Here is a 22,212-nt window from a genome sequence, read left to right as displayed (position 1 = left end):
GCCTCGATGCGCAGCGCGAGCAGGCTCTGGCCGAGGTCGTCGTGGATCTCGCGCGCGATGCGCTTGCGTTCCATTTCCTTGATCTGGTAGGCGTGGTCGGCCAGGCGCCTGAGCTTCTGGTGCGACAACTGCAGCTTGGTCTGGCTTTCGCGCAGTTCGCTCGTCATTTCCTGCGCGAGCGCGAGGGCGGCGCGGCGCGACGAGGTCAGCGTGTGCAGCAGGGCGTACAACAGGATGGAGCCGAGAAAGCCGAAGGCCATCATCAGCTTCGGGTAATAGTCGTCGAATTCGGTGTACAGGGAGGCCTTGGGGGCGCTGAAGGTCGTCTTCCACGGCCGCCCGTTGAAATCCAGCGGCAGGGTCGTCGAGAAGACATCGTCGCCGGTGTCGAGCAGCGGCGTAGGCTCGGCCGGGGTGCCCAGACTGTCGAACAGCGCGAGCGGTTTGCCAAGGGTGGCCTGGCCATGCGCGTCGATGCCCGGACCGACGTCGTATAGCGTCATGCGCAGACCGTGGACCGGGACCTCGTCCATTACGCCATGCAGCAACTTGCGGATACTGAATGCGATGCCAAGGGAACCCGTGTAGGCGGCGCGCCGCTCGTCGACCGTGCCCAGCGGCAGGCCTTTGTGGTAGACCGGCATGCGCATACCCATATAGATATTGTTCGGACGCGACAACATGGGAATCGGCGTACCCGTCGAAAAAATCATGCCGCTATCGCGCTCGTCGATCAGTTTGGTCCCGAAATAACGGTTGGCCATCAGATCGATGCCATAGTATTGCGCTCCCGGCGGCGCGGGTTCGACGAAGGCCACGACAAGGTAGGACGGCCGGATTCCCGGCGGCGCGATGTCCAGCTCGACCGGCTTGTCGAAGATGCGGGCCACGCTCGCGCTCAATTCGTCGACGAAGGCCTGGCGCTGCTCTCGAGGGACCTGGACTGCGTAATTGATGTAGTCGACCGCAGGGAAATTGTTGACCAGATCCAGTCCAAGCACGAATTCGTGGAAATTCTGATGCGTCAGTACGTCCGAACTCTGGATCATGCTGCCTGTGGCGCGCAGCAGGTCCGTATAGGATTTCACCCGAACGTTGATCACGCTTTGCGCGTGTTTGGCATGACTGATGAAGCGGGCCTCGGCATCGCTCTCGATCGAACGTGCCGTGAACATGTACAACAGGCTGCCGACCAGAGAAGACAGCAGTGCGCCAGCCCAGAACGAGAACCGGGTGACAGAAAAGGTGTCTCTCAGCGTCGTCGCCATGAAAATCCGTTTCCCCAAGGAAGTGCTCCGGCGCCGCCGGATGTGCAATGTTAATTTGTCACAACACTTGTGTCGAGTGCCGCGTGGAATTGGCGGCTTGGAAATGGACGAGGCAAACGAAAAGCCCGCTCCGGAAGCCGAAGCGGGCACTCGACAGCATTGGTAACGGGGCGAAAGGCCGATATTCTGGCCGGAGGTTCTCAGGCGTCCAGCGCGGTCAGCGCATCTGCGCCCCGGCTTGCCTCGGTGCGGGGGCTGGCGCAGTAAGCCGTTTCGGTACGCGGGCTGGCGCAGTAAGCGGTGGCGGCCACGGCGCCTTCGCCAAGGCGGGCCTGCGCCGCGATGCGCGGGCTGGCGCAATAGGCCGTTTCGGTGCGCGGGCTGGCACAGTAGGCGGTGGCGGCCACGGCGCCTTCGCCAAGGCGGGCCTGCGCCGCGATGCGTGGGCTGGCGCAATAGGCCATTTCGGTGCGCGGGCTGGCGCAGTAACCGGTGTCCGCGGCCTCGGCGATGGCACCCGGATAGGCTTCACCGAACGTCGCTTCATAGAGCGTGCGCATGCGCTCGCCGCTGTCGAGGCGGAATTGATCGTCCTCTTCGCCATGCATGCCGACGTAAGGATAGTGGTGCAGGAAGTAGCCGAACACCTGCTCGCAGTCGGCGGCGTATTTCATCGTGTCGAGGATGTGGTAGTGCCAGAACGTGTCGACGTCGACCAGCGGCGCGGTGTCCTCGTTCGGATGCATCTTCATCAGGCACAGGAAGCGGCGGTATTCCTTTTCCACGGCATTGGCCTTTTCCAGGCTCCAGCCCTGGCCGGACGCGTGCATCAGTTTCATCTTGATCGGTTCCAGGTCGAGTTGCATCACGGCGGTAAACAGGTCGTTGGTGTACATGGTCATCCTCATAATAATTGGTTAAGTACTACTATCCCTAGTTTATGGTGTATGCGGTGAATTTGCTGCTTCTGAACAACATTTCCATTAAGCATGTGATGACGTCTGGCAATACAATGGTAGATTTGCGGACGTGTCTTACACGTGCTCAATGTAGATGAGGCAATTCACCTAGTTATTGATATTTGTCAAACAAACAACATATATTGCTCTGGGGACTGTTCGAGTTTGCAGAAATGGAGTAAGCCATCCAGGAAGCGCACCCGGCGGCCGTGGCGGAATAGCGAAGAGAACTGCGTCAGATGACGGCCGAACCCGAGCCATGTTCCTGCTGCTGGGAGTGGACGGGCTCGGGCATGCCGACGACGGGCGCCGACACCATCACGGTGGTGCCGCCGTCCGGCTCGCTGAACACGGCGCAGGTGCCGCCGAGGATGACGATGCGCTCCTCGATGCCGACCAGGCCGAACGAACCGTATTTGTTGCGCCCGCCAGGCGGCAGGCCGCAACCGTTGTCGCGCACCGTCAGCGTCAGCCAGCCGCCGTGCTGGCGCACTTCCACCTTCACCCGCGTCGCGTTGGCGTGCCGGACGATGTTCGTGAGCGACTCCTGCAGGATGCGGAAGAACGCCGTCGCGCAGTGGTCCGGCAGGGCGATCTCGCCGTGGTCGTCCTGGATCTCGCACTGGATGCCGGTGCGTCGCTGGAACTGGTTGAGCTGCCACTCGACGGCGGCCGACAGGCCCAGGTCGAGCACGGTCGGACGCAGGTCGTTGATGATCTGGCGCACGCTCTTGATCGTCGTGTCGATCTGCTGCAAGGTGGCGCGGGCGCGCTTGTGCAGATGGCTGTGCGTGCCCCGCGTGCGCCCGGCCAGCAGTTCGGCCTCGATGCGCAGCGCGAGCAGGCTCTGGCCGAGGTCGTCGTGGATCTCGCGCGCGATGCGCTTGCGTTCCATTTCCTTGATCTGGTAGGCGTGGTCGGCCAGGCGCCTGAGCTTCTGGTGCGACAGCTGCAGCTTGGTCTGGCTATCGCGCAGCTCGCTCGTCATTTCCTGCGCGAGCGCGAGGGCGGCGCGGCGCGACGAGGTCAGCGTGTGCAGCAGGGCGTACAACAGGACGGAGCCGAGAAAGCCGAAGGCCATCATCAGCTTCGGGTAATAGTCGTCGAATTCGGTGTACAGGGAGGCCTTGGGGGCGCTGAAGGTCGTCTTCCAGGTACGGCCATTGAAATCCAGCGGCAGGGTCGCGGAAAACATGTTGTCGCCGGCGTCGAGCGGCGGCGTCGGATCCCTGGCGGTGCCATGGCTGTCGAACAGGGTGCGCGGCAGTCCTGCCGTTTCGCGGCCATGGACGTCGAGGCCGGGACCGATGTCGAACAGCGTCATGCGCAGCCCCTTGATCGGAATCTCGTCCATGACGCCGTGCAGGAGTTTCGGAACGCCGAAGGCGATGCCAAGCGAGCCGACGTAGGCCGCGCGGCGCTGCTCCACCGTATCCACCGGAGCGCCGAAATAGTAGATCGGCATGCGCATGCCCAGGTGGATGTCGTTGGGCCCGGACAGCGCGAGGATGGGCGTACCGGACGCATAGAGCGTCGCATGGTCGCGGGATTCGGCCAGTTGTTTGTTGAAATAACGGTTGGCCATCAGATCGATGCAGTAATGGCTTGGGTTGGACTGATCCGGTTCGATATAGCTGACAACCAGATAGGATGCGCGCCGGCCCGGCGGCGAAATGTCCAGGGGCGTCGTGGAATGGATGTGACGCTGCATGTCTTCACGCAGATCGTCGAGAAAGTCCTGGCGCTGCTCGTCGGTGACATAGAGCGCAAAATTGATCGAGTCGACCGCCGGGAAGTTGTTGGCCAGATCGAGACCCTGCACGTATTCGTGCAGTTTGCGGTGGCTCAGGATATCCGTGCTGTGAATCAGACTCCCGGTCGCGCGCAGCAGATCGGTGTACGATTTGATGCGCACACCGATGACGCTTTGCGCGTATTTCGCATGATTGATGAAGCGTTCATGAGCATTGTTCTCGATCGAACGCTGGGTCAGTACGTACAGTACGCTGCCAACCGCCGCCGACAGCAATGCGCCGGTCCAGAACGAGAACCGGTTGACCGAAAATGCGCCTCTCAGAACCTCCCGCATTGTCTTCCTTGGAGCATGATTCTGGCTCTTGCCGGTGATTTGCTATTTAGATATTGCAACTTACCCGCACCGAATGTGACGCGAACCTAGTAGTTCGAAGAGTTGTTGATAGCTGGGGAATCGCTAAGGACAAAAAAAGCCCGCACCGGAATCGGCGCGGGCAAGGTCGCATGCCCGGGAAGCGCGTACGAGGAACGCCCTTCCCGCGTCGCGTTCGTCAGACGTTCTGTACTGCCGGTGCGGCTTCCGGTGCCCACGGTCCGGCGCAGTAAGCGGTCTCGGCGCCGACGGCCTTGCGTGCGTCCCGTTTGTCCCACGGGCCGGCGCAGTAGGCCGTCGCGGCGCCGGCGGCGCGTGCTTCGTGCTTGTCCCACGGACCCGCGCAGTAGGCGGTTTCGGCTCTGGCGGCGCCGCGTGCACCCTGTTTGTCCCACGGGCCGGCGCAATAGGCCGTGGCGGCGCCGGCCGTGCCGTGTGCATGGGGCTTGTCCCAGGGACCCGCACAGTAGGCGGTATCGGTCGGGCCGGCGGCGGACGTACCCTGCTTGTCCCACGGACCGGCACAGTAAGCGGCGGACATCCTGATGGGAGCGGCGGCGGTAACCGACCGGTCCCAGGGACCGGCGCAATAGGCCGTGCCGGACGATTCCGCCTGCACCGGTTCCGTCGCCGGATAAGCCTCGCCGAACGTGGCTTCGTACAGGTTGTGCATGCGTTCGCCGCTTTCGATGCGGAACTGCGCGTCATCCTCGCCCCGCATGCCGACATAGGGATAGTGATGGACGAAGTAGCCGAATGCCTGGTCGCAGTCGACGGCGTACTTCATCGTGTCGAGGATGTGGTAGTGCCAGAACGTGTCGACGTCGACCAGCGGTGCGATGGGCTCGTCCGGATACATTTTCATCAGGCACAGGAAACGGCGATATTCCTTTTCCACGGCATTGGCCTTTTCCAGGCTCCAGCCCTCACCGGATTCCACGTGCATCAACTTCATCTTGATCGGTGCCAGGTCGAGTTGCATTACGGCGTCAAACAGGTCGTTGGTGTTCATGTTGGTCATCCTCATTCGTTGTTGAAGATATCGTTGTGACTGCTTCCCTAGTGTGGTTGTATCGGCGTGTCGGGCCGGAGACGGACAGTAATCCCTCGAGGTTCGTGATGACGTCGGCTAATGAGTCGATCGTTTCGTTAATGCGCCTTACACGTAATCAATGTAGTTGAGGCAATTTGCAGAGATATTGATATTTGTCAAAAAAACAACATTTGTTAACCGGGCAGCTACACCGTTTCTTTTTTATGAAGTAGTCATACGCGTGGAGAATGGACGTGACGACGCGTCGCCCGCCGGGGCGGCGTCGGTCATTGCGTCGTGGATGGGATTAGATGACGGCCGAACCCGGGCTATGTTCCGGCTGCTGGGCGTGGGCCGGCTCGGGCGTGCCGACGACGGGCGCCGACACCGTCACGGTGGTGCCGCCGTCCGGATCGCTGAACACGGCGCAGGTGCCGCCGAGGATGACGATGCGCTCCTCGATGCCGACCAGGCCGAACGAACCGTTCTTGTTGCGCCCGCCCGGCGGCAGGCCGCAACCGTTGTCGCGCACCGTCAGCGTCAGCCAGCCGCCGTTCAGCCGTAACTCCACCTTCACCCGCGTCGCGTTGGCGTGCCGGACGATGTTCGTGAGCGACTCCTGCAGGATGCGGAAGAACGCCGTCGCGCAGTGGTCCGGCAGGGCGATCTCGCCGTGGTCGTCCTGGATCTCGCACTGGATGCCGGTGCGCCGCTGGAACTGGTTGAGCTGCCACTCGACGGCGGCCGACAGGCCCAGGTCGAGCACGGTCGGACGCAGGTCGTTGATGATCTGGCGCACGCTCTTGATCGTCGTGTCGATCTGCTGCAAGGTGGCGCGGGCGCGCTTGTTCAGATGGCTGTGCGTACCTCTCGTGCGCCCGGCCAGCAGTTCGGCTTCGATGCGCAACGCGAGCAGGCTCTGGCCGAGGTCGTCGTGGATCTCGCGCGCGATGCGCTTGCGTTCCATTTCCTTGATCTGGTAGGCGTGGTCGGCCAGGCGCCTGAGCTTCTGGTGCGACAGCTGCAGCTTGGATTGGCTCTCGCGCAGCTCGCTCGTCATTTCCTTCGCCAGCGCGAGGGCGGCGCGGCGCGACGACGTCAGGATGTGCAACAGCGCGTACAACAGGACGGAGCCGAGGAAGCCGAAGGCCATCATCAGCTTCGGGTAATAGAAATCGAACGTCGTGTACAGCGCCGTCTTGGGGACGCTGTACCTCGTCTCCCACGGCCGCCCGTTGAAATCGAGCGGCAGGGTGACCGAAAAGACGTCGTCGCCGCGTGCGAGGGGCGGCGTCGGGATGTCGGCGTTGCCGTGACTGTCGAACAGCTCCTTGGGCCACGTTGCCGTGTCATGGCCGATCACCTCGCGCGGGCCGACGTCGAACAGGGCCATGCGTACGCCGGGAACCGGCATTTCTTCCATCACGCCGTTCAGCAGCTTGGGGAGGCTGAACGCGATCCCGAGCGAGCCGAGATAGGCCGCGCGCCGTTGTTCGATTCCGGTCAGCAGGGTCCCGTGCCGGTACACCGGCAGGCGCATGCCCAGGTGGTTGTCGTTGGGCGTCGACACCGCCGCGATCGGCCGGCCGGAGGCGCGCAGAATGCCGTCGTCGCGCGACTGGACGAGCTGCTCGCGGAAATACGGATTGCTCATCAGGTCGAGACCGTACAGCCGCGTGTTCGTCGCGTCCGGCTCGATATAGGTGACGATGAGGTAGGAGGAACGGATGCCGGGCGGCGTGATGGCCAGGCGGGCTCCCGGCCCGAGGAAGGTCTGCAATTCCCGTTCGAGTCCCTGCTCGAACTGCGGACGTTCGTCGCCGGGCACCCAGGCGGCGAAGTTCAGCGTATCGACGGCCGGATAATTCTTGGCCAGGTTGAGGCCCTGCACGTAGGCGTGGAACTGGCGGTGGCTGTGCGTGTCCCCGCTCTGCAGCACGCTCGCCGCGCCGCGCAACAGGTCGGTATACGACTTGATGCGCATATTGATCACGGCCTGCGCGTATTTCGCACTCCGGACGAAGCGTTCCTGGACATCGCTTTCGATCGAACGCGAGGTGATGGCGTACAGCACGCTGCCGACCAGCGTGGATAGCATGACGCCGGTCCAGAACGAGAACCGGGTGACGGAAAATGCGTCTCTCAGCGTCGTCGACATGAAGGTCCGCGGGCGGCATGATATTGTTAATTTATTGCAACTTACTTGGCTTGGATGGCGCGCGAACCTAGCAGATCAGGGAGTTGTCGGAGCAGGGCGACGATGGGTTCCGAGGGGGCAAGAAAAAAGCCCGATTCGTCGATGAACCGGGCTTTGCGCTAGATCAAACGTACGGGCTACTTGCCCCAGCTGTCCTTGAGCGTCGTGACGCGGTTGAACACGGGTTTGCCCGGGACGGAGTCCACGCGGTCGGCGACGAAATAACCGTGGCGCTCGAACTGGAAACGCTGGTCCGGCGCGGCCTGGGCCAGGCCCGGTTCCAGATAGGCGGTGACGACTTCCAGCGCGTTCGGATTGAGCACGCTCATGAAATCCTTGCCGCCGCCGTCCGGCTGCGGGTCGAGGAACAGGCGGTCGTACAGGCGCACCTCGGCTTCCAGCGCGTGGCCGGCGCTGACCCAGGTGATATTGCCCTTGACCTTGTAGGTGTCCGCGCCCGGCGTGCCCGATTTCGAGTCCGGGAAATAGTTCACGTGCACGGCCACGACATTGCCGTCGGCGTCCTTGTCGAAACCGGTGCACTCGGCCACGAAGCCGTATTTCAGGCGCACGCGCGAGCCCGGCTTGTCGTCGCTCGGCGGATAGAAGCGGTGGTAGCCCTTGCTCGGGACTTCCATGAAGTCTTCCTGCTCGATCCACAGTTCGCGCGAGAACGGGAACGTGCGGGTGCCCCATTCCGGATGGTGCGGGTGGACGGGCGCGCTGCACTCGACCGTCTCGCCTTCCGGGAAGTTGTCGACGATGAGTTTCAGCGGACGGAGCACGGCCACGGCGCGGGACGCCTTCGGGTCGAGGTCGTCGCGCAGGGCGCCTTCCAGGGTGCTCATGTCGATCCAGCCGTCGGCCTTCGAGACGCCGATGCGCTCGCAGAACAGCTGGATGGATTCCGGCGTGTAGCCGCGCCGGCGCAGGCCGACGATGGTGGGCATGCGCGGATCGTCCCAGCCCGTGACGACGCCGTCGATGACCAGCTGGCGCAGCTTGCGCTTCGAGGTGACGACGTAGGTCAGGTTCAGGCGCGCGAACTCGTACTGGCGCGGCACCGGACGTTCGAAGAAGCCGCCGTCGGCCAGCGTGTCGACCAGCCAGTCGTAGAACGGGCGGTGGTCCTGGAATTCCAGCGTGCACAGCGAGTGCGTGATGCTTTCCAGCGCGTCCGAGATCGGGTGCGTGAAGTCGTACATCGGGTAGATGCACCATTTGTCGCCCGTGCGGTGGTGATGCGCATGGCGGATGCGGTACAGGGCCGGATCGCGGTTCGTCATGATGGGCGAGGCCATCGCGTCGTCGCTCATCCTGGCGCGCAGCACGTGTTCGCCATCCTTGTACTTGCCGGCCTTCATGTCGCGGAAGATCTGCAGCGATTCTTCCACGGGGCGGTCGCGGAACGGCGAGTTCGTGCCCGGCGTGCCGAAGTTGCCGCGATTTTTGGACATGTCTTCCGCGCTCTGGCTGTCGACGTAGGCCTTGCCGTTCTGGATCAGGTACTCGGCCATCGCGTACAGCTGGTCGAAGTAGTCGCTGGCGTAGTGCAGGTACTCCTGGCCGCCTTGCTCCCACGTGAAGCCCAGCCACTTGACGCTGTCCATGATCGTGTCGACGTATTCCTGGTCTTCCTTTTCCGGATTGGTGTCGTCGAAACGGAGGTGGCAGCGGCCCTGGTAGTCGCGCGCCAGGCCGAAGTTCAGGCAGATCGATTTCGCATGTCCCACGTGCAGGTAGCCGTTCGGCTCCGGCGGGAAGCGCGTGATCACGGACGGCATGCCGGCACGCGTGTGGGTGCCCGCGGCGAGGTCGGATTCGACGATCGCGCGGACAAAATTCGGCGACGGGGTGGCCGCCGCGGCGTTCTTGTCGTTACTCATGAAACCTGTTTTTAAGGGGTAAGATGCCCGGCATTTTACCGTACAAGACGGCATCCGGGCCGCTATGTGGTCAAGCGCACGGTTCGGCACGGCGGGCGTCTCCATACTTGGCAGATCGGCCGGCCCGGGGCGGCCTGTCAAGTTGGCGCTTTCTATAGGATAATCTCGGTTTAATGTTTTTTCGGACACAGCCGGAGAGTTCCACGTGGAAAATTTATACGCGATCCTCGGCGTCGCGCCGAATGCCGGCGACGACGAGATCAAGAAGGTCTACCGTTCGCTCGCCATGCGCTATCACCCGGACCGCAACCAGGCGCCGGGCGCGGAAGCGCGCTTCAAGGCCGTCACCAAGGCATACGAGGTCCTGTCCGACCCGGCCCGGCGCGCGGAATACGACCAGAGCGTCAACCACCGCATCGTGCTCGACGCGGAAAGCGAGGCGTTCGAGCTGTGGCGTTCCGTGTTCGCCCTCAACGGCGTGAACTTGTCCGCCTGAACACGCATCCAACAGAATACGAGTCAATCATGAAAAAAGTACATCCGGAGTTCGCCTTCCAGTCGCGCGAGCTGGAAGGCCAGATCGAAGGCACCCTGGGTGACCCGCCCAATCGCAAGAACTACGACATGATGGTGCAGGCCCTCGTGTCCGAATACGCGGGCGGCGACGGCCTCGACGACGTCAACCTGATGGCGTTCGCGCTCGTCGACCGCATCCGCTTCACGGACCCGAAAGGCCTCATCCGCGAAGCCTCCGACTACGAAGGCGGCAACCCGGACAAAGTGTTCGCGATGGCCAACTGCGACGGCGACGACGAAGGCCGCGCGATGTATGCGGCCATCTGCGAAAACCATCCGGAACTGGCGCGCCAGGCCATCGTGACGGCCTTCCTGTACAAGAACCAGGCCCGCTGGGAAGACGACGACCAGTCGCTCGACCAGCTGGCACGGAACGACGAAGGCGACGACGAGGAACTCGACGAAACGTCGGCAGGCGACGATTTCGCCCAACTGTTCGACCAGGACGGAGGTGACCGCGAATGAGCGACGACAACAAATCCAACTTGCCGGCCTTGACCAAGCAGGTCGGCGACCTCGTGCTGGCAGGCTCGCTGCAGCACGCCGAGGAAGCGCTGTCCCACGCGGCCGACGAGCACGGCGACTACGCGGTGGCCGAAGTGCTGTCCACGTTGCCGCCGCAGGTCACGGCGCTGCACCTGGCCGGCTTCGACGGCGCCAAGACGTCGGTCGCCACGTTGCTCGTGCCGCCCAAGGCCTGGGCCGAGAGCCTCGCGTACCTGGCTGCCACGTGGCCGGACGACATGATCGAGGACGATCCCGAGCGCATCGCCGAAAACCTGTTCAACCACATCCACGGCATCGTCTACGCGACGGATGACGACGAGCGCCGCCAGGAACTGCTGGCCGAGGCCTCGGCCACGGACTACGGCGCGACCGCGTTCGCCATCGTGTGGTCGCTGGCGCCGCGCGAAATCCTCGAAGTGGCCGGCGAGATCAACAACCGCGGTCCGCACATCAACGTGCACACGACGTCCGACAGCGACATCGTGCCGCTCGCCGTCGACCTGGCCAAGGCCAGCGAGGACGGCTGGCAGCGCTCGCTGCTGGAGCTGTTCCCGGAATACCGCAACACGGCCGACCTCGCGGACGTCGAGTTGCCGGACGATCCGGACGAGGAGACGGAATTCCAGCAGCGCGGCACGCGCGAACTGCTGTACCGCCTGCGCAAGCAGGTGCCGTCCGTCCGCAGCCTGCAACGCCGCAGCGGCCGCCGCAGCATCGGCACGGACATCTTCTCGTGACGGGGACGAGCGCATCGATGCTGCCTGCGATCGTCATCGAAAAACTGCCCCGGCTGATCCGCGCGATCCGGCTGATCCCGCAACATGCGAATGGCGACGAAGCGGCCGGCCTGGCCGACGAGCTGGCCGGCATCACGGCGATGGTGGCCGAGAAGTTCACCAACGACCGCACGGCCGAAGGCATCCAGCGCGCGCAGCTTCTCACTGTCGGCGGCGTGTCGCTGGGCCTCGAACATCTGGTGGAGACCGAGGACGAACAGGGCGACCTGGACGCGCTGGACGTGCTGCTGGGCGAGGGCGCGGAATACGTGTTCCAGCAAGGCTTCCGGCTGATCCGCGAACTGGCGGCGCTGCCGGAAGACACGCTGCTCGGCGAGTACGACAACGACCCCGTGTACTCGGCGCGCCGGCTGAAGGAGCTGTTCGTCGACATCTGCACGGCCGACCCGGGCGAGACGTGGTCCGGCTACGAGCGCTACCTCGGGCAGCTGAAGCAGCGCCACGAGGTGCAGGCCGTCGTGCGCGCCGCGCAGTGGCTGCGCCGGCATCACTGGGAAGGTCCCGTCAAGGATCCGGACCTGAACGCGGAAGGCGTCATCGCGCTCGCGATCGTCTTCGGCGTCGAGGGCGGCGGGCGCATCGTCGCGCGCACGGGGCAGAAGGAATTCGAGCGCTTCGTGCAGACCGTCCGTAAAGGCAAGCCGGACTTCGACGCGGGCTGGGCCGCGCTGCTCGAGCACGTCCCGGCGCCGCACCGGGGCGTCATCGCGGAGCGCATCGACAGTTACCGCAACAGCATCCTGCTGCAGAATATCGCGGGCAAGGTGCCCATGACGCAGCTGTTCGTGGAGCTCGAGAATTACGCGGGTTCCGAGATCGACGCCGAGTATCCGTAATCATCAAATCCGGTAATTCCGTGGTGAGCAGCTCAGCTCGTCAATACGGTTCGTGCGCCCCCCGATTCCCAACCGGACTACCATGACGCTCCAGCCCCGCATCCATCCCCGGATGCGGACACGAGCCATCAATGCAAGGAGTTACGTCATGTTGCAAGCAAACGAAATCCAGCAGCGATTCACTCATATTCAGCAATCCATCCAAGAGGCCGAACAGGCTTGCAAGCAGGCGGGCGACGCACCGGACGAGATCCGCGACTGCATCGAAAAACTGTCGCGCGAAGCCAGGCAGGCGCAGAGCGTGATGCAATCGAACGACCAGCAGCGCATCCAGCAATGCGTGGACAACCTGGAAGACATGGGCGACGAAGCCAAGCGCATCAGCCGCTCGCTGCCGACCATGCCCGCTCACCTGGAAGCCGCGGTCACCCGCGTGCACGCCGAACTGTCGGACCTGAAGCACAAGCTGCACTGACCGGTCGACACCGCCACGGCGCGCGCCGTGGCGCTCAGGGTTCCAGCGTCAGCGCGAGACGGTAGGGATAGACCATCTCGCAGGGCTGTCCGGCGCAGACGGCCGGTTTGTACTGGACCAGGCCGGCCATCGTCGCGACGATCTTGCGTGCCTCCGGATCGTTCAGCCCGATCGCCTTGACGCTGCGCACCTTGCCGTCCGCGCCCACCAGCACGTAGATGGTGACGTCGCCTTCCGCGAGCGTCTTGCTGACGACGCGCTGCATCGCCCTGAGGAATTCGGCGGGGCCCTTGGCCGGATAGGGCGGCTCGTCGCCCGGCGCGAGCGCCGGATACCAACTGGCGACGGTCGCCTGCTCCTGCGCCGTCAATTCCTTGAACCCCCGCTCGGGCGGCACCGGGACGCCGCGCGCCGCGTCGCGACGGATCGTCGTGCCGATCGCCGCGATATCCTGCTTGACCGTGTAGGTCCCGTCGGGGGCCGCGACGAGCGCGCGGTTCGAATCGCGCCCATCCTGCACGGCGACCTCGCGTCCCGCGGTGCCCGCATAGACGATCTTGCCCGGACCGCTCGGCTCGCCGTTCTTCCAGCCGCCTTCGTAGCGGCCGCCGAGTGCGAAGGCCATCGTGCCCGTGCCGTCGCGCTTGCCCTTCTTGAACTCGCCCTTGTAGTCGTCGCCGTTCACGTACAAGACTTCGGCCATGCCCGTGAGCTCGCCCATCCGGACTTCGCCCTCGTACTGGTCGCCGTTCGGCTCGCGGAAATAGCCGTGCCCGTCCGGCACGCCGTCCTTGAGCGTGCCCGTGTAAAGTTCTCCGTTCGGGTAGTGCAGGGTGGCGTCGCCGCGCACCCGGCCGGCGCCGACATCCGCCTCCAGCTTGTAGCGCTTGCCGGCGGCATCGGTCCATTCCAGCACGCCCTTGCCGTCGGCGTAGCCGTCACGGCAACCGCCTTTCCAGGCCGGCGCCTGCGCGGGCGGCGGCGTCACGGGGGCCAGGCGGCAGTCCGCCGCGCCGATCCACTTGGGCGCCTCCTGCGCCATGGCGGGCGCGCAACCGAGTACGAGCAGGAAGGGAATGCAGGCAGATTTCATGGACGCCATGATCCATGTCCGCCCTTGAATTGTCAACTCAGCGATTGGTCCGGTTTACACAACGCCGCCCGCGCGCAGGGCGGCGATCTCCTCGTCGGACTTGCCCAGCACGTCGCGCAGCACCTCGGTCGTGTGCTCGCCCAGCAGCGGCGGCGCCAGGCCGCTCGTCGCCGGCGTGGCGGACATTCGCATCGGATTGCGTACCAGCTTGACGGCGCCGGCCGTCGGATGCGGCAGCGCGATCTCCATGCCGCGCGCGCGCACCTGCTCGTCGGCGAACACCTCGTCCAGGTCGTTGATCGGGCCGCACGGCACGCCCACGGCTTCCAGCTGCGCGATCCAGGCCGCGCGGGTGCGCGTCCGCACCATGTCGGCCAGCAGCGGCACGAGCACGTCGCGGTGCTGCACGCGCAACGGGTTGGTGGCGAAGCGCGGGTCGCGCGCCAGATCCGGCCGGTCTCCGGCTTCGACGAATTTCTGGTACTGGCCATCGTTGCCGGCGGCGACGATGATGTGGCCGTCGCTGCACGCGAACGTCTGGTACGGCACGATGTTGGCGTGCGCGTTGCCCCAGCGCTTCGGCCGTTTGCCGCTGTTCAGGTAATTGCTGCCGACGTTCGCGAGCATCGCGACCTGCGTGTCCAGGAGCGCCATGTCGATGTGCTGGCCTTCGCCCGTGCGGTCGCGGTGCGTGAGGGCCGCGAGCACGGCGACGGTCGCGTACATCCCCGTCATCAGGTCCGTCAGCGCGACGCCGACTTTTTGCGGACCGCCGCCAGGCAGGTCGTCGCGTTCGCCCGTCACGGACATCAGTCCGCCCATGCCCTGGATCAGGAAGTCGTAGCCGGCGCGGTGCGCGTACGGGCCGTCCTGGCCGAAGCCCGTGATGGAGCAGACCACGAGGTCGGGCTTGATCGCCTTCAGCGATTCGTAATCGAGGCCGTAGCGCTTCAGGTGGCCGACCTTGAAGTTCTCCAGCACGACGTCGCAATGGCGCACCAGTTCGCGCAGCAGCGCCTGGCCCTGTTGCGTCGCGATGTCGACGGTGAGCGAACGCTTGCCGCGGTTCGCCGACAGGTAATAGGCCGCCTCGGTGGTCGGTTGGCCGGCGGCGTCGGGCGCATACGGCGGGCCCCAGGCGCGCGTGTCGTCGCCGGCGCCGGGGCGCTCGATCTTGATCACGTCGGCCCCGAGGTCGGCCAGGTTCTGCGAGCACCACGGCCCGGCCAGCACGCGCGACAGGTCGAGCACGCGGATGTGGCCCAGCGCCCCTTGCAGTCGTTGTTCCGGACCGTTGTGCGGTCCGTTCGGAATGGATGCCATTCTGTCTCCGGGATGAGTTGTTCTCGGCGCGGATTATACGTCGCGCGGGGTCTCGTCCAGCGCGGCCACGAACTGGTCGCGTTCGCGGTCGACGATGTCGTCGACGACGCGTTCGTCCAGCCCCATCCCTTCGAGCACGAAGGCCGACAACTGCAGGCTCGCCTCCAGCGTTTCCGGCACGACGACGTTGGCGCCGGCCTGCTTGAGGGCGCGCGCATGCTTTTCGTCGCGCGAGCGCGCGTACACGCGCACGTGCGGGAACTCGCGCCGGATGCCGCGCACGGCCTGCAGCGCCGATGCCGGGTGGTCCATCGTCAGCACGATCGCGGGCGCGTCGTGCGCGTGCACGCGGCGCAGCAGTTCCGGCCGCGCCGCGTTGCCGAAGTAGACGGGCGCGCCGGCCGCGTGCAGCCGCGAGACCATCTTCGCGTCGTTCTCGAAGGCGATGTACGGGATGCCCTGCGCCGCGAGCAGCTTGGCCAGCTGCTGTCCCACGCGTCCGAAGCCGGCGATGATCACGCGGCCGCGCGCTCGTTCCAGTTCGTTGTCGACGTTGCGGGTTTCTTCGGCGCGCGCGCGTTCGGCCCAGCGCTCGCCGAGCGTGTGCCCGATCCGCGCCAGCAGCGGCGTGACGAACAGCGACAGGCCGACGGCCAGCATCACGCGCGCGCCGAGCGCGCCGTCCAGCAGCCTGGCCGCGATCGCGTAGCCGATCACGATGAACGCGAATTCGCCGCCCTGGCCCAGCAGCAGGCCGCCTTCGAGCGCGCGGCCCCACGGCAGGCCGGACAGGCGCAGCAGGGGCGCGATGACGGCGCCCTTGAGCAGCACGAGTCCGCACACGGCGCCCGCGAGCCACAGCGGCGCGTGCAGGATCTGCAGCGCGTCCATGCCCATGCCGACCGTCATGAAGAAGAGGCCCATGAGCAGGCCCTTGAACGGTTCGACCATCAGTTCGACCTCGTGCTTGAATTCCGTCTCGGCCAGCAGCACGCCGGCGATCAGCGCGCCCAGCGCCATCGACAGTCCGGCCAGGTGCGACAGCGCGGCGATGCCGAACGTCGACAGCAAAATCAGCGCCATGAACACGTCCGGCTGGCGGTGGCCCGCGAACGCGCGGAACAGCGGATGCACGACCTTGCCGCCGACCAGGTAGATCAACGCGATGGCGCCGGCCGCCTTGGCCATCGCGAGCAGGGCGACGAGGGCCACGTTCGTGTGCGCGTCCCCGTTTTCGCCGAGCGCGCCGATGAGGATCAGGATCGGCACGACGGCGAGATCCTGCAGCATCAGCACGGCGAACGCGGCCTGGCCGACGGGACTCGCGGTGCGCTGGCTCTCGGCCAGCAGCTGCATCACGACGGCCGTCGACGACAGCGACAGCACGAGGCCCAGCACGAGCGCCGCATCGAGCCGCGGGACGAGCAGGAAATAGGCCGCCCCGCCGATCAACGCGGTGCACAGCACGACCTGCGCGCTGCCCGTGCCGAACACCCAGCGCCGCATGGCCCACAGGCGCGCGGCGGACAGCTCCAGGCCGATCATGAACATCAGGAACAGCACGCCCAGCTCCGCCAGCATGGCGACGTTGTCGTTGTTCGGGAAGGTGAACAGGCCGAGCGGCGCGAAGTCCTGCGCCATGCGCCCGAGGCCGAACGGGCCGAGGAGGGCGCCGACGGCGAGGAAGCCCAGCACCTGGTTGATGCGCAGGCGCTGCAGCAGCGGGATCAGGATGCCGGCAAGGGCGAGGAACAGCAGGATTTCGCGCAGGAAGGGGAAGGCGTGTTGCTCTTGCACGGGATGGGGGCCTTTGGCATGCATAAGGTGGGCTCGGGGAGCCCACCCTACGGCAATCGGTTAGTCATAGCCGCCAATTGTAGCCGTAGGGTGGGCACCCCGTGCCCACCGTGCGGTCCATCACGCCTGCCGGCTCTCCGCCATCAGGATCACTTCCTCCATCTCCCGGTCGATCTCGTTGCGCAGCTCGAGGTAGCGCGTGAGCGCATGATCCAGCGCCGGCAGCAGAATCCCTCGCTCGCTGTGCAGCCCGGTGTAGCGGGGCCGCGGCGCCGCGTAGCCGCACGACTCGGTCGACACGGCTTCCAGCCGGCTCGCGTCCACGCCCGCGCGCGTGGCCGCCAGCTCGGCCAGCTCGACCCACGACAGCGTGCCGACGTTGGCCAGGTGCCAGACGCCCGACTCGCCGTCGATGGCGAGATCGAGGCAGGCGTGCACGAGGTCCGGCACATAGGTCGGCGACACCGCCATGTCGTGCGCGGCGCGGAACGGTTCGCCCCGTTCCAGCGCCTGCAAGGCCAGGGTGACGAAGTTGTACTTGTCCCACGGCCCGAAGAAGGCGCTCGTGCGCACGACGAGGGCGCCCGGGTGCTTGTCCTGCACGCGCAGTTCGGCCTCGGCCTTGCTGCGGCCGTAGACGTTGAGCGGGGCGACCGTATCGCTTTCGATGTAGGGGCGGTCGAGGGCGCCGTCGAACACGAGGTCGCTGGAGAACGTCGTCAGGTGCACGCCGTGGCGCGCGCAGGCGGCGGCCAGGATCGCGGGGCCGATCGCGTTCTCGCGGAAGCACCGTTCGGCATCGCGCTCGGCGTCGTCCACGCGCACGTAGCCGGCCGTGTTGACGACGGCCCAGGGATGGTATTTGTCGAGCGCGCGTTCGACGGACGCCGGGTCGGTGATGTCCATGTCCTGGCGCGACAGCAGGCGATAGGCGAGGTTGCGCTTGCGGCAGAGGCGGGCGAAGGCGCGGCCCAGGGTGCCCGTCGCGCCCGTGATCAGGATCGTCCTGGCGTCCTTGCCGACGAGCGTGTGGCCGTCCGCCGTGATCGAGGTGAGGGCGGCCGGCGTCGCCACGGGCTGGCACAGCCAGCGGCCCGGGCGGCGCCACCAGCCTTGGCCGCGCAGCACCGGGTGCGACAGCGGCTTGCCGGCCGACAGCTCGCGCATCATGCGCGCCACGGCCGTCGCGCGCGGTTCGGGCGCGCGCACGTCGAACGGGCCCGGCTCGTAATAGCCGTTGTTGCACGTGACGAGGCTGTTCCAGTCGAACGAGCCGAGCAGCGACCACACCGTCACCGCGCGCAGGTCGACGCCGCTCTCGCGCACTTCCTTGCCCGCTTCCCAGATCTCCAGCAGCCAGCGCAATTGATCTTCACGGTTGGCGTCGATGTGGGCCTCGGTGACGGCCAGCGGGAGGTGGTAGCGGTCCCAGATTTCATGCAGCAGCGGGGCGATGCCGGCCGTCGGCGTCGCGAGCGCGCGCGACGCCTCGATGTCGGCGCACGGGATGCCGTCGGCCGTGCCGCGGTGGTGAGCCGGGTAGCGGTCGGGACGGTGATCCAGCCAGCGCTCGCTCGTGACGTAGTAATTGACGCCGATGACGTCCGGCGGGCACGGATTGTCGCGGAACCACAGGAATTCTCCGGCCGGGATGCCCGTCTTCGTCAGGTAGGACCACAGTGCATGTTCGGGGCCGACCATGCCGCACAGCAGATCCCAGGCGAGCCAGCGGCGCTCGTTGTAGAACTCGGCCACCTTGGCCAGCTCCGGCGTGCTGTAGGTCTTGCCGAGGTCATCCGTCTGCACGAGCTTCGCATGCGGATTGACGGCGCGGATCGCGCGCATCGAGAGGACGACGGCGCGGCATTGGTTCAGGAGCGCCCGCACGAACGTGCGGTCGTCGCGGCCGTGCGGATACCACACGCCGTACAGGCCGGCGAAGCGTGCCGTCGTGCACGGTTCGTTGACGGGCGTGTAGTACTCGAGCCATGGATAGCGCGCGGCGACGGCACCGGCGTATTCCGCCAGCTGCTCCGCGAATGCGGGATCGATGAGGCTCGTGTGGCGCGGGCCGCTGCCGTGGTGGATCAGGCCGGCGATCGGCGTGATGCCGTGGGCGCGCAGGGCGGACAGGCGCGCGTCGGACCAGCTCCAGTCGGCGGCGTGGAGACCGTCGGGGGCCGTGCGTTCCCACAGCACGGGATAGCGGATGGCGCGGATGCCGAGGGAGGCGAAACGGTCGATGTCGTCGGCCCGGGTGGCGTGGCCGTTACGGTCGAGCTGGTGGAAGTAGTCGTCGCGGACGCGGTTGACGGTGCATTCGAGGCCGCCCCACAGTTCGAGGGGACGGGCGTGGCTGTTCGTGCTCTTCGTTGGTTTCATGACTCACCCAAATGTTAGTTTTATTGCAACAAAAAATCCAGCATGGTCCCGAGCTGGCAAAAAAGTCGGGGAAGCGTTTTGGCTTTCGAGCGGTGGCGGTTGACAGCGGCACGTCAACCTGCAACCATGCCATCCATGAATTTTTCGTATCCACATCCTGTTCTCACCTGGTGGCGCCGCTGACTGCGCGCGGCCAGTGAATTGGATAGGTATTCCGAACGCCGCCTCGATTCCAAGGTGGCGTTTTTGTTGGCGCGGCAGGATCGAGGCAAGGGCAGATAAACACCCAAGGAAAACTCGATGAGTCTGCAAACCCCCACCGCTACCACGCCCATCATCCTGACTGGCGACCGCCCCACCGGGCCGCTGCACCTCGGTCACTTCGTCGGCAGCCTGCGCAATCGCGTCACTTACCAGGACCAATATCGCCAGTTCATCATGCTCGCGGACGCCCAGGCGCTCACGGACAATATGGATGATATCGGTAAGGTACACCGGAACGTGATCGAAGTGGCGCTCGATTACCTTGCCGTGGGGATCGACCCGGTTAAATCGACGATCCTGATCCAGTCGCAGATCCCGGAACTGGCCGAGCTGACGTTCTATTACCTGAACCTCGTGACCGTCGCGCGCCTCGAGCGCAATCCGACCGTCAAGCAGGAAATCATCATGCGCGGCTTCGAGCGCGACATCCCGGCCGGCTTCCTCACGTACCCCGCGAGCCAGGCCGCCGACATCAGCGCGTTCAAGGCGACGATCGTGCCGGTGGGCGAGGACCAGATCCCGATGATCGAGCAGTGCAACGAGATCGTGCGCAAGTTCAACCGCAACGCCGGCCGCGACATCCTCGTCGAGTGCAAGGCGATCGTGCCGGAAGTGGGCCGCCTGCCGGGCATCGACGGCAAGGCGAAGATGAGCAAGTCGCTCGGCAACACCATCAACCTGGGCGCGTCCGTCGACGAGATCCGCGCCGCCGTCAAGATGGTCTACACCGACCCGCTGCACCTGAAGGTATCCGACCCCGGCCACCTGGAAGGCAACGTCGCGTTCCTCTACCTCGACGCGTTCGACACCGACAAGGAGGGCCTCGCCGAGATGAAGGCGCATTACGTGCGCGGCGGCCTGGGCGATTCCATCGTCAAGAAGCGCCTGGAAGGCATCCTGCAGGACCTGCTGGCCCCGATCCGCGCCCGCCGCGAGGAGCTGGCCAAGGACAAGGGCCAGGTCATGCAGATCCTCAAGGAAGGCACGATGAAGGCGCGCGAGGTGGCGGCGCGCACGACGGACGAAGTGCGCAAGGCGTTGGGCTTGTCCTACTTCTAACCCGCGTCGGGTAGCGATAAACGCCACGTGAGGTAGCGCAAGGTGATCGCCTTGCGCTTTCTTGTGGCCTGCTCCATTTATTGATGGCAAGCTGCGGCTTCCGCCATCGATGGAGAGCCGCAATGAGAAAAGGATTGCGTTGGACCGAACAATGGATGCGCCGGGCCTTGTGGCTCGTCGCCTTCGTATTCGCCGGATTCCTGATCGGCCTGGGCAACCAGGTCGTCGACAACGTGATGTATCTCGAGCCGGTGCCCGACGCCGAGCATTTCCTCGATCCCGCCAAGGCGGGGCCGCTGAAGGCCGCGAGCGAGCAGGCGCAGCAGGCGCGCGAGGAGGCCGGCGCGGCGCTCGAGCAGGCCCGGCAGAAACACCGCGTGGCCCAATCGAACACGCGGAGCGCGCGCGACGCCTTCAACGACTGGATCGCGACTCGCCACGCGACGGCGCGGCCGGACCAGGACGCGGAACTGATCGCGCGCAACCGCGATCTCGACAAGCTCGGCGCCGCCGAGCGCGCGGCGCTGGCGGCGGTCCAGGTGCAGGAGCAGGCGGCGCTCGACGCCAGGCAAGCCGAGCAGAAGGCGGATGCGGCCTACGAGGCCCTGCTGCAACCGGCGCGCGAGGCCCGGTACGCGACCGAGCGGCAGGCCGAGCGCAAGGTCTTCCTGATGCGCCTCGGGGTCACGCTGCCGCTGCTGCTGGTGGCCGGCGCATTGTTCAGATACAAGCGCAACGGCACGTACTGGCCGTTCACCTGGGGCTTCATTTTCTTTGCGCTGTTCGCGTTCTTCGTCGAGCTGGTGCCGTATTTGCCCAGCTACGGCGGCTATGTGCGCTACGGCGTGGGCATCGTCGTGACGGTCGTCGTCGGCCGCTACGCGATCCGCTGGCTGCACGCGTGGCTGGCGCGCCAGAAGGAAGCGGAGGCGCTGCCCGACGCGCAGCGGCGCACGACGATGCGCTACGACGTGGCGATGGCGCGCATCGCCAAGAGCGTGTGCCCGTCGTGCGAGCGCGCCACGGACTTCAAGGATGGGCACCTGGCCCATTGCCCCCATTGCGGCATCGGCCTGTTCGACCGCTGCCCGGCGTGCAGCACGCGCAAGAACGCGTTCACGCGCTATTGCTTTTCGTGCGGCACGCCCGCGAACCTCAGTCTGGCGGATTAGTCCTTGAGATCGGCCGGCACCTTGCCGCCGTTCTCGGCCAGCTTGCGCATGACCTGCTTGTGCAGCCAGATGTTCATGCTGGCCGAGTCGTTGGTATCGCCCGTGTAGTGCAGCTCGGCGGCCAGTTCCTTGCGGGCCTGCAGGCTGGAATCCAGGCCGAGCAGCTTGAGCAGGTCGACGATCGACGTGCGCCAGTTCAGTTGTTGACCGGACTGTTGCTGCATATTGTTCAAGACGGCTTCCACGTCGACCTGCTGCATCGGTGCCGCCTGCGGCTGTTGCGCGGACTGCGGCGCCGTTTGCGGGGCCGGCTGCTGCGCCGGTGGCTGCGTCGGCTGCGGGGCGCGTTGCTGGGAGCCCGGGGCGGCCTGGCCGCCGGATTGCGCGGCGGGGTGCGAGGACGGGAAGATCTTGTGGAAGATATTGCTCAGGATGCCCATGTCGAATCCTTGTCGGTGAT

At 65.5% G+C, this 22,212-nt stretch carries 18 protein-coding genes; 7 read left to right on the top strand and 11 right to left on the bottom strand.

The window, feature by feature from the left end; genetic code table 11:
• The 6 genes from ISF28_RS17570 to ISF28_RS17545 all read right to left on the bottom strand — a co-directional run.
• Positions 1-1,268 (bottom strand): CHASE domain-containing protein (locus ISF28_RS17570; protein WP_198118478.1); only part of this gene is annotated, 1,268 nt, incomplete at its 3' end.
• A gap of 200 nt (positions 1,269-1,468) precedes the next feature.
• On the bottom strand, positions 1,469-2,164 hold the full coding sequence (locus tag ISF28_RS17565; RefSeq protein WP_198118458.1) for a glycine-rich domain-containing protein: 696 nt from the start codon (positions 2,162-2,164) through the stop codon (positions 1,469-1,471).
• 298 nt (positions 2,165-2,462) lie between these two features.
• Positions 2,463-4,316 carry a sensor histidine kinase gene (locus ISF28_RS17560; protein ID WP_198118457.1) on the bottom strand — a complete coding sequence of 618 codons (1,854 nt, stop codon included), beginning with the start codon at positions 4,314-4,316 and terminating at the stop codon, positions 2,463-2,465.
• Positions 4,317-4,533: 217 nt separating this feature from the next.
• Positions 4,534-5,367 (bottom strand): glycine-rich domain-containing protein, encoded by an 834-nt coding sequence (locus tag ISF28_RS17555; protein WP_198118456.1) that lies wholly within the window; start codon positions 5,365-5,367, stop codon positions 4,534-4,536.
• A gap of 328 nt (positions 5,368-5,695) precedes the next feature.
• Entirely contained in the window at positions 5,696-7,546 is a 1,851-nt protein-coding gene (locus ISF28_RS17550) for a sensor histidine kinase (protein WP_229519164.1), read from the bottom strand.
• 176 nt (positions 7,547-7,722) lie between these two features.
• Complete coding sequence (locus tag ISF28_RS17545; RefSeq protein WP_198118455.1) at positions 7,723-9,471, bottom strand: glutamine--tRNA ligase/YqeY domain fusion protein; 1,749 nt, start codon at positions 9,469-9,471, stop codon at positions 7,723-7,725.
• Between the two features lie 205 nt (positions 9,472-9,676).
• Here ISF28_RS17545 and ISF28_RS17540 point away from each other — a divergent pair, with 205 nt between their 5' ends.
• From ISF28_RS17540 to ISF28_RS17520, 5 genes are all read left to right on the top strand, one after another.
• Complete coding sequence (locus ISF28_RS17540; RefSeq protein WP_198118454.1) at positions 9,677-9,967, top strand: DnaJ domain-containing protein; 291 nt, start codon at positions 9,677-9,679, stop codon at positions 9,965-9,967.
• Between the two features lie 29 nt (positions 9,968-9,996).
• A complete protein-coding gene (locus ISF28_RS17535; RefSeq protein WP_198118453.1) occupies positions 9,997-10,512 on the top strand; it encodes a hypothetical protein in 516 nt (171 codons plus the stop codon).
• Positions 10,509-11,291, top strand: a complete 783-nt coding sequence (locus tag ISF28_RS17530) for a hypothetical protein (RefSeq protein WP_198118452.1) — start codon at positions 10,509-10,511, stop codon at positions 11,289-11,291. The genes ISF28_RS17535 and ISF28_RS17530 overlap by 4 nt, the downstream gene beginning before the upstream one ends.
• Positions 11,292-11,308: 17 nt before the next feature.
• Complete coding sequence (locus ISF28_RS17525) at positions 11,309-12,187, top strand: hypothetical protein (RefSeq protein ID WP_198118451.1); 879 nt, start codon at positions 11,309-11,311, stop codon at positions 12,185-12,187.
• A gap of 148 nt (positions 12,188-12,335) precedes the next feature.
• Positions 12,336-12,662: a hypothetical protein gene (locus ISF28_RS17520; protein WP_198118450.1), complete on the top strand. Its 327-nt coding sequence runs from the start codon at positions 12,336-12,338 to the stop codon at positions 12,660-12,662.
• Between the two features lie 34 nt (positions 12,663-12,696).
• On the opposite strand, the gene ISF28_RS17515 is transcribed toward ISF28_RS17520, so the two are convergent.
• The 4 genes from ISF28_RS17515 to ISF28_RS17500 all read right to left on the bottom strand — a co-directional run bounded on the left by ISF28_RS17515 (position 12,697) and on the right by ISF28_RS17500 (position 19,257).
• The gene (locus ISF28_RS17515; protein ID WP_198118449.1) at positions 12,697-13,764 is read right to left on the bottom strand and encodes an MORN repeat-containing protein; all 1,068 of its coding nucleotides are present in this window, start codon (positions 13,762-13,764) and stop codon (positions 12,697-12,699) included.
• A gap of 45 nt (positions 13,765-13,809) precedes the next feature.
• Entirely contained in the window at positions 13,810-15,078 is a 1,269-nt protein-coding gene (locus ISF28_RS17510; RefSeq protein ID WP_198118448.1) for a CaiB/BaiF CoA transferase family protein, read from the bottom strand.
• Between the two features lie 33 nt (positions 15,079-15,111).
• On the bottom strand, positions 15,112-16,875 hold the full coding sequence (locus ISF28_RS17505; protein WP_198118447.1) for a cation:proton antiporter domain-containing protein: 1,764 nt from the start codon (positions 16,873-16,875) through the stop codon (positions 15,112-15,114).
• A gap of 120 nt (positions 16,876-16,995) precedes the next feature.
• Complete coding sequence (locus ISF28_RS17500; RefSeq protein ID WP_198118446.1) at positions 16,996-19,257, bottom strand: family 1 glycosylhydrolase; 2,262 nt, start codon at positions 19,255-19,257, stop codon at positions 16,996-16,998.
• 300 nt (positions 19,258-19,557) lie between these two features.
• On the opposite strand from ISF28_RS17500, the gene trpS reads away from it, so the two are divergent.
• Both trpS and ISF28_RS17490 read left to right on the top strand, forming a co-directional pair.
• Positions 19,558-20,580, top strand: coding sequence for a tryptophan--tRNA ligase (gene trpS, locus ISF28_RS17495; RefSeq protein ID WP_198118445.1), 1,023 nt, complete (start codon positions 19,558-19,560; stop codon positions 20,578-20,580).
• Positions 20,581-20,702: 122 nt separating this feature from the next.
• Entirely contained in the window at positions 20,703-21,752 is a 1,050-nt protein-coding gene (locus ISF28_RS17490) for a zinc ribbon domain-containing protein (RefSeq protein WP_198118444.1), read from the top strand.
• Here ISF28_RS17490 and ISF28_RS17485 read toward each other — a convergent pair.
• Positions 21,749-22,192: a DUF3597 domain-containing protein gene (locus ISF28_RS17485; protein WP_198118443.1), complete on the bottom strand. Its 444-nt coding sequence runs from the start codon at positions 22,190-22,192 to the stop codon at positions 21,749-21,751. The two genes, ISF28_RS17490 and ISF28_RS17485, sit on opposite strands and share 4 nt — an antisense overlap.
• Positions 22,193-22,212: the final 20 nt, after the last annotated feature.

It is taken from the genome of Massilia rhizosphaerae, assembly GCF_016093545.1.
In the GTDB taxonomy this organism is placed as follows: Bacteria; Pseudomonadota; Gammaproteobacteria; order Burkholderiales; family Burkholderiaceae_D; genus Telluria; species Telluria rhizosphaerae.
The sequence above is the reverse complement of the archived record's forward strand: the minus strand, read 5'-3'. Positions and strand labels throughout refer to the sequence as shown.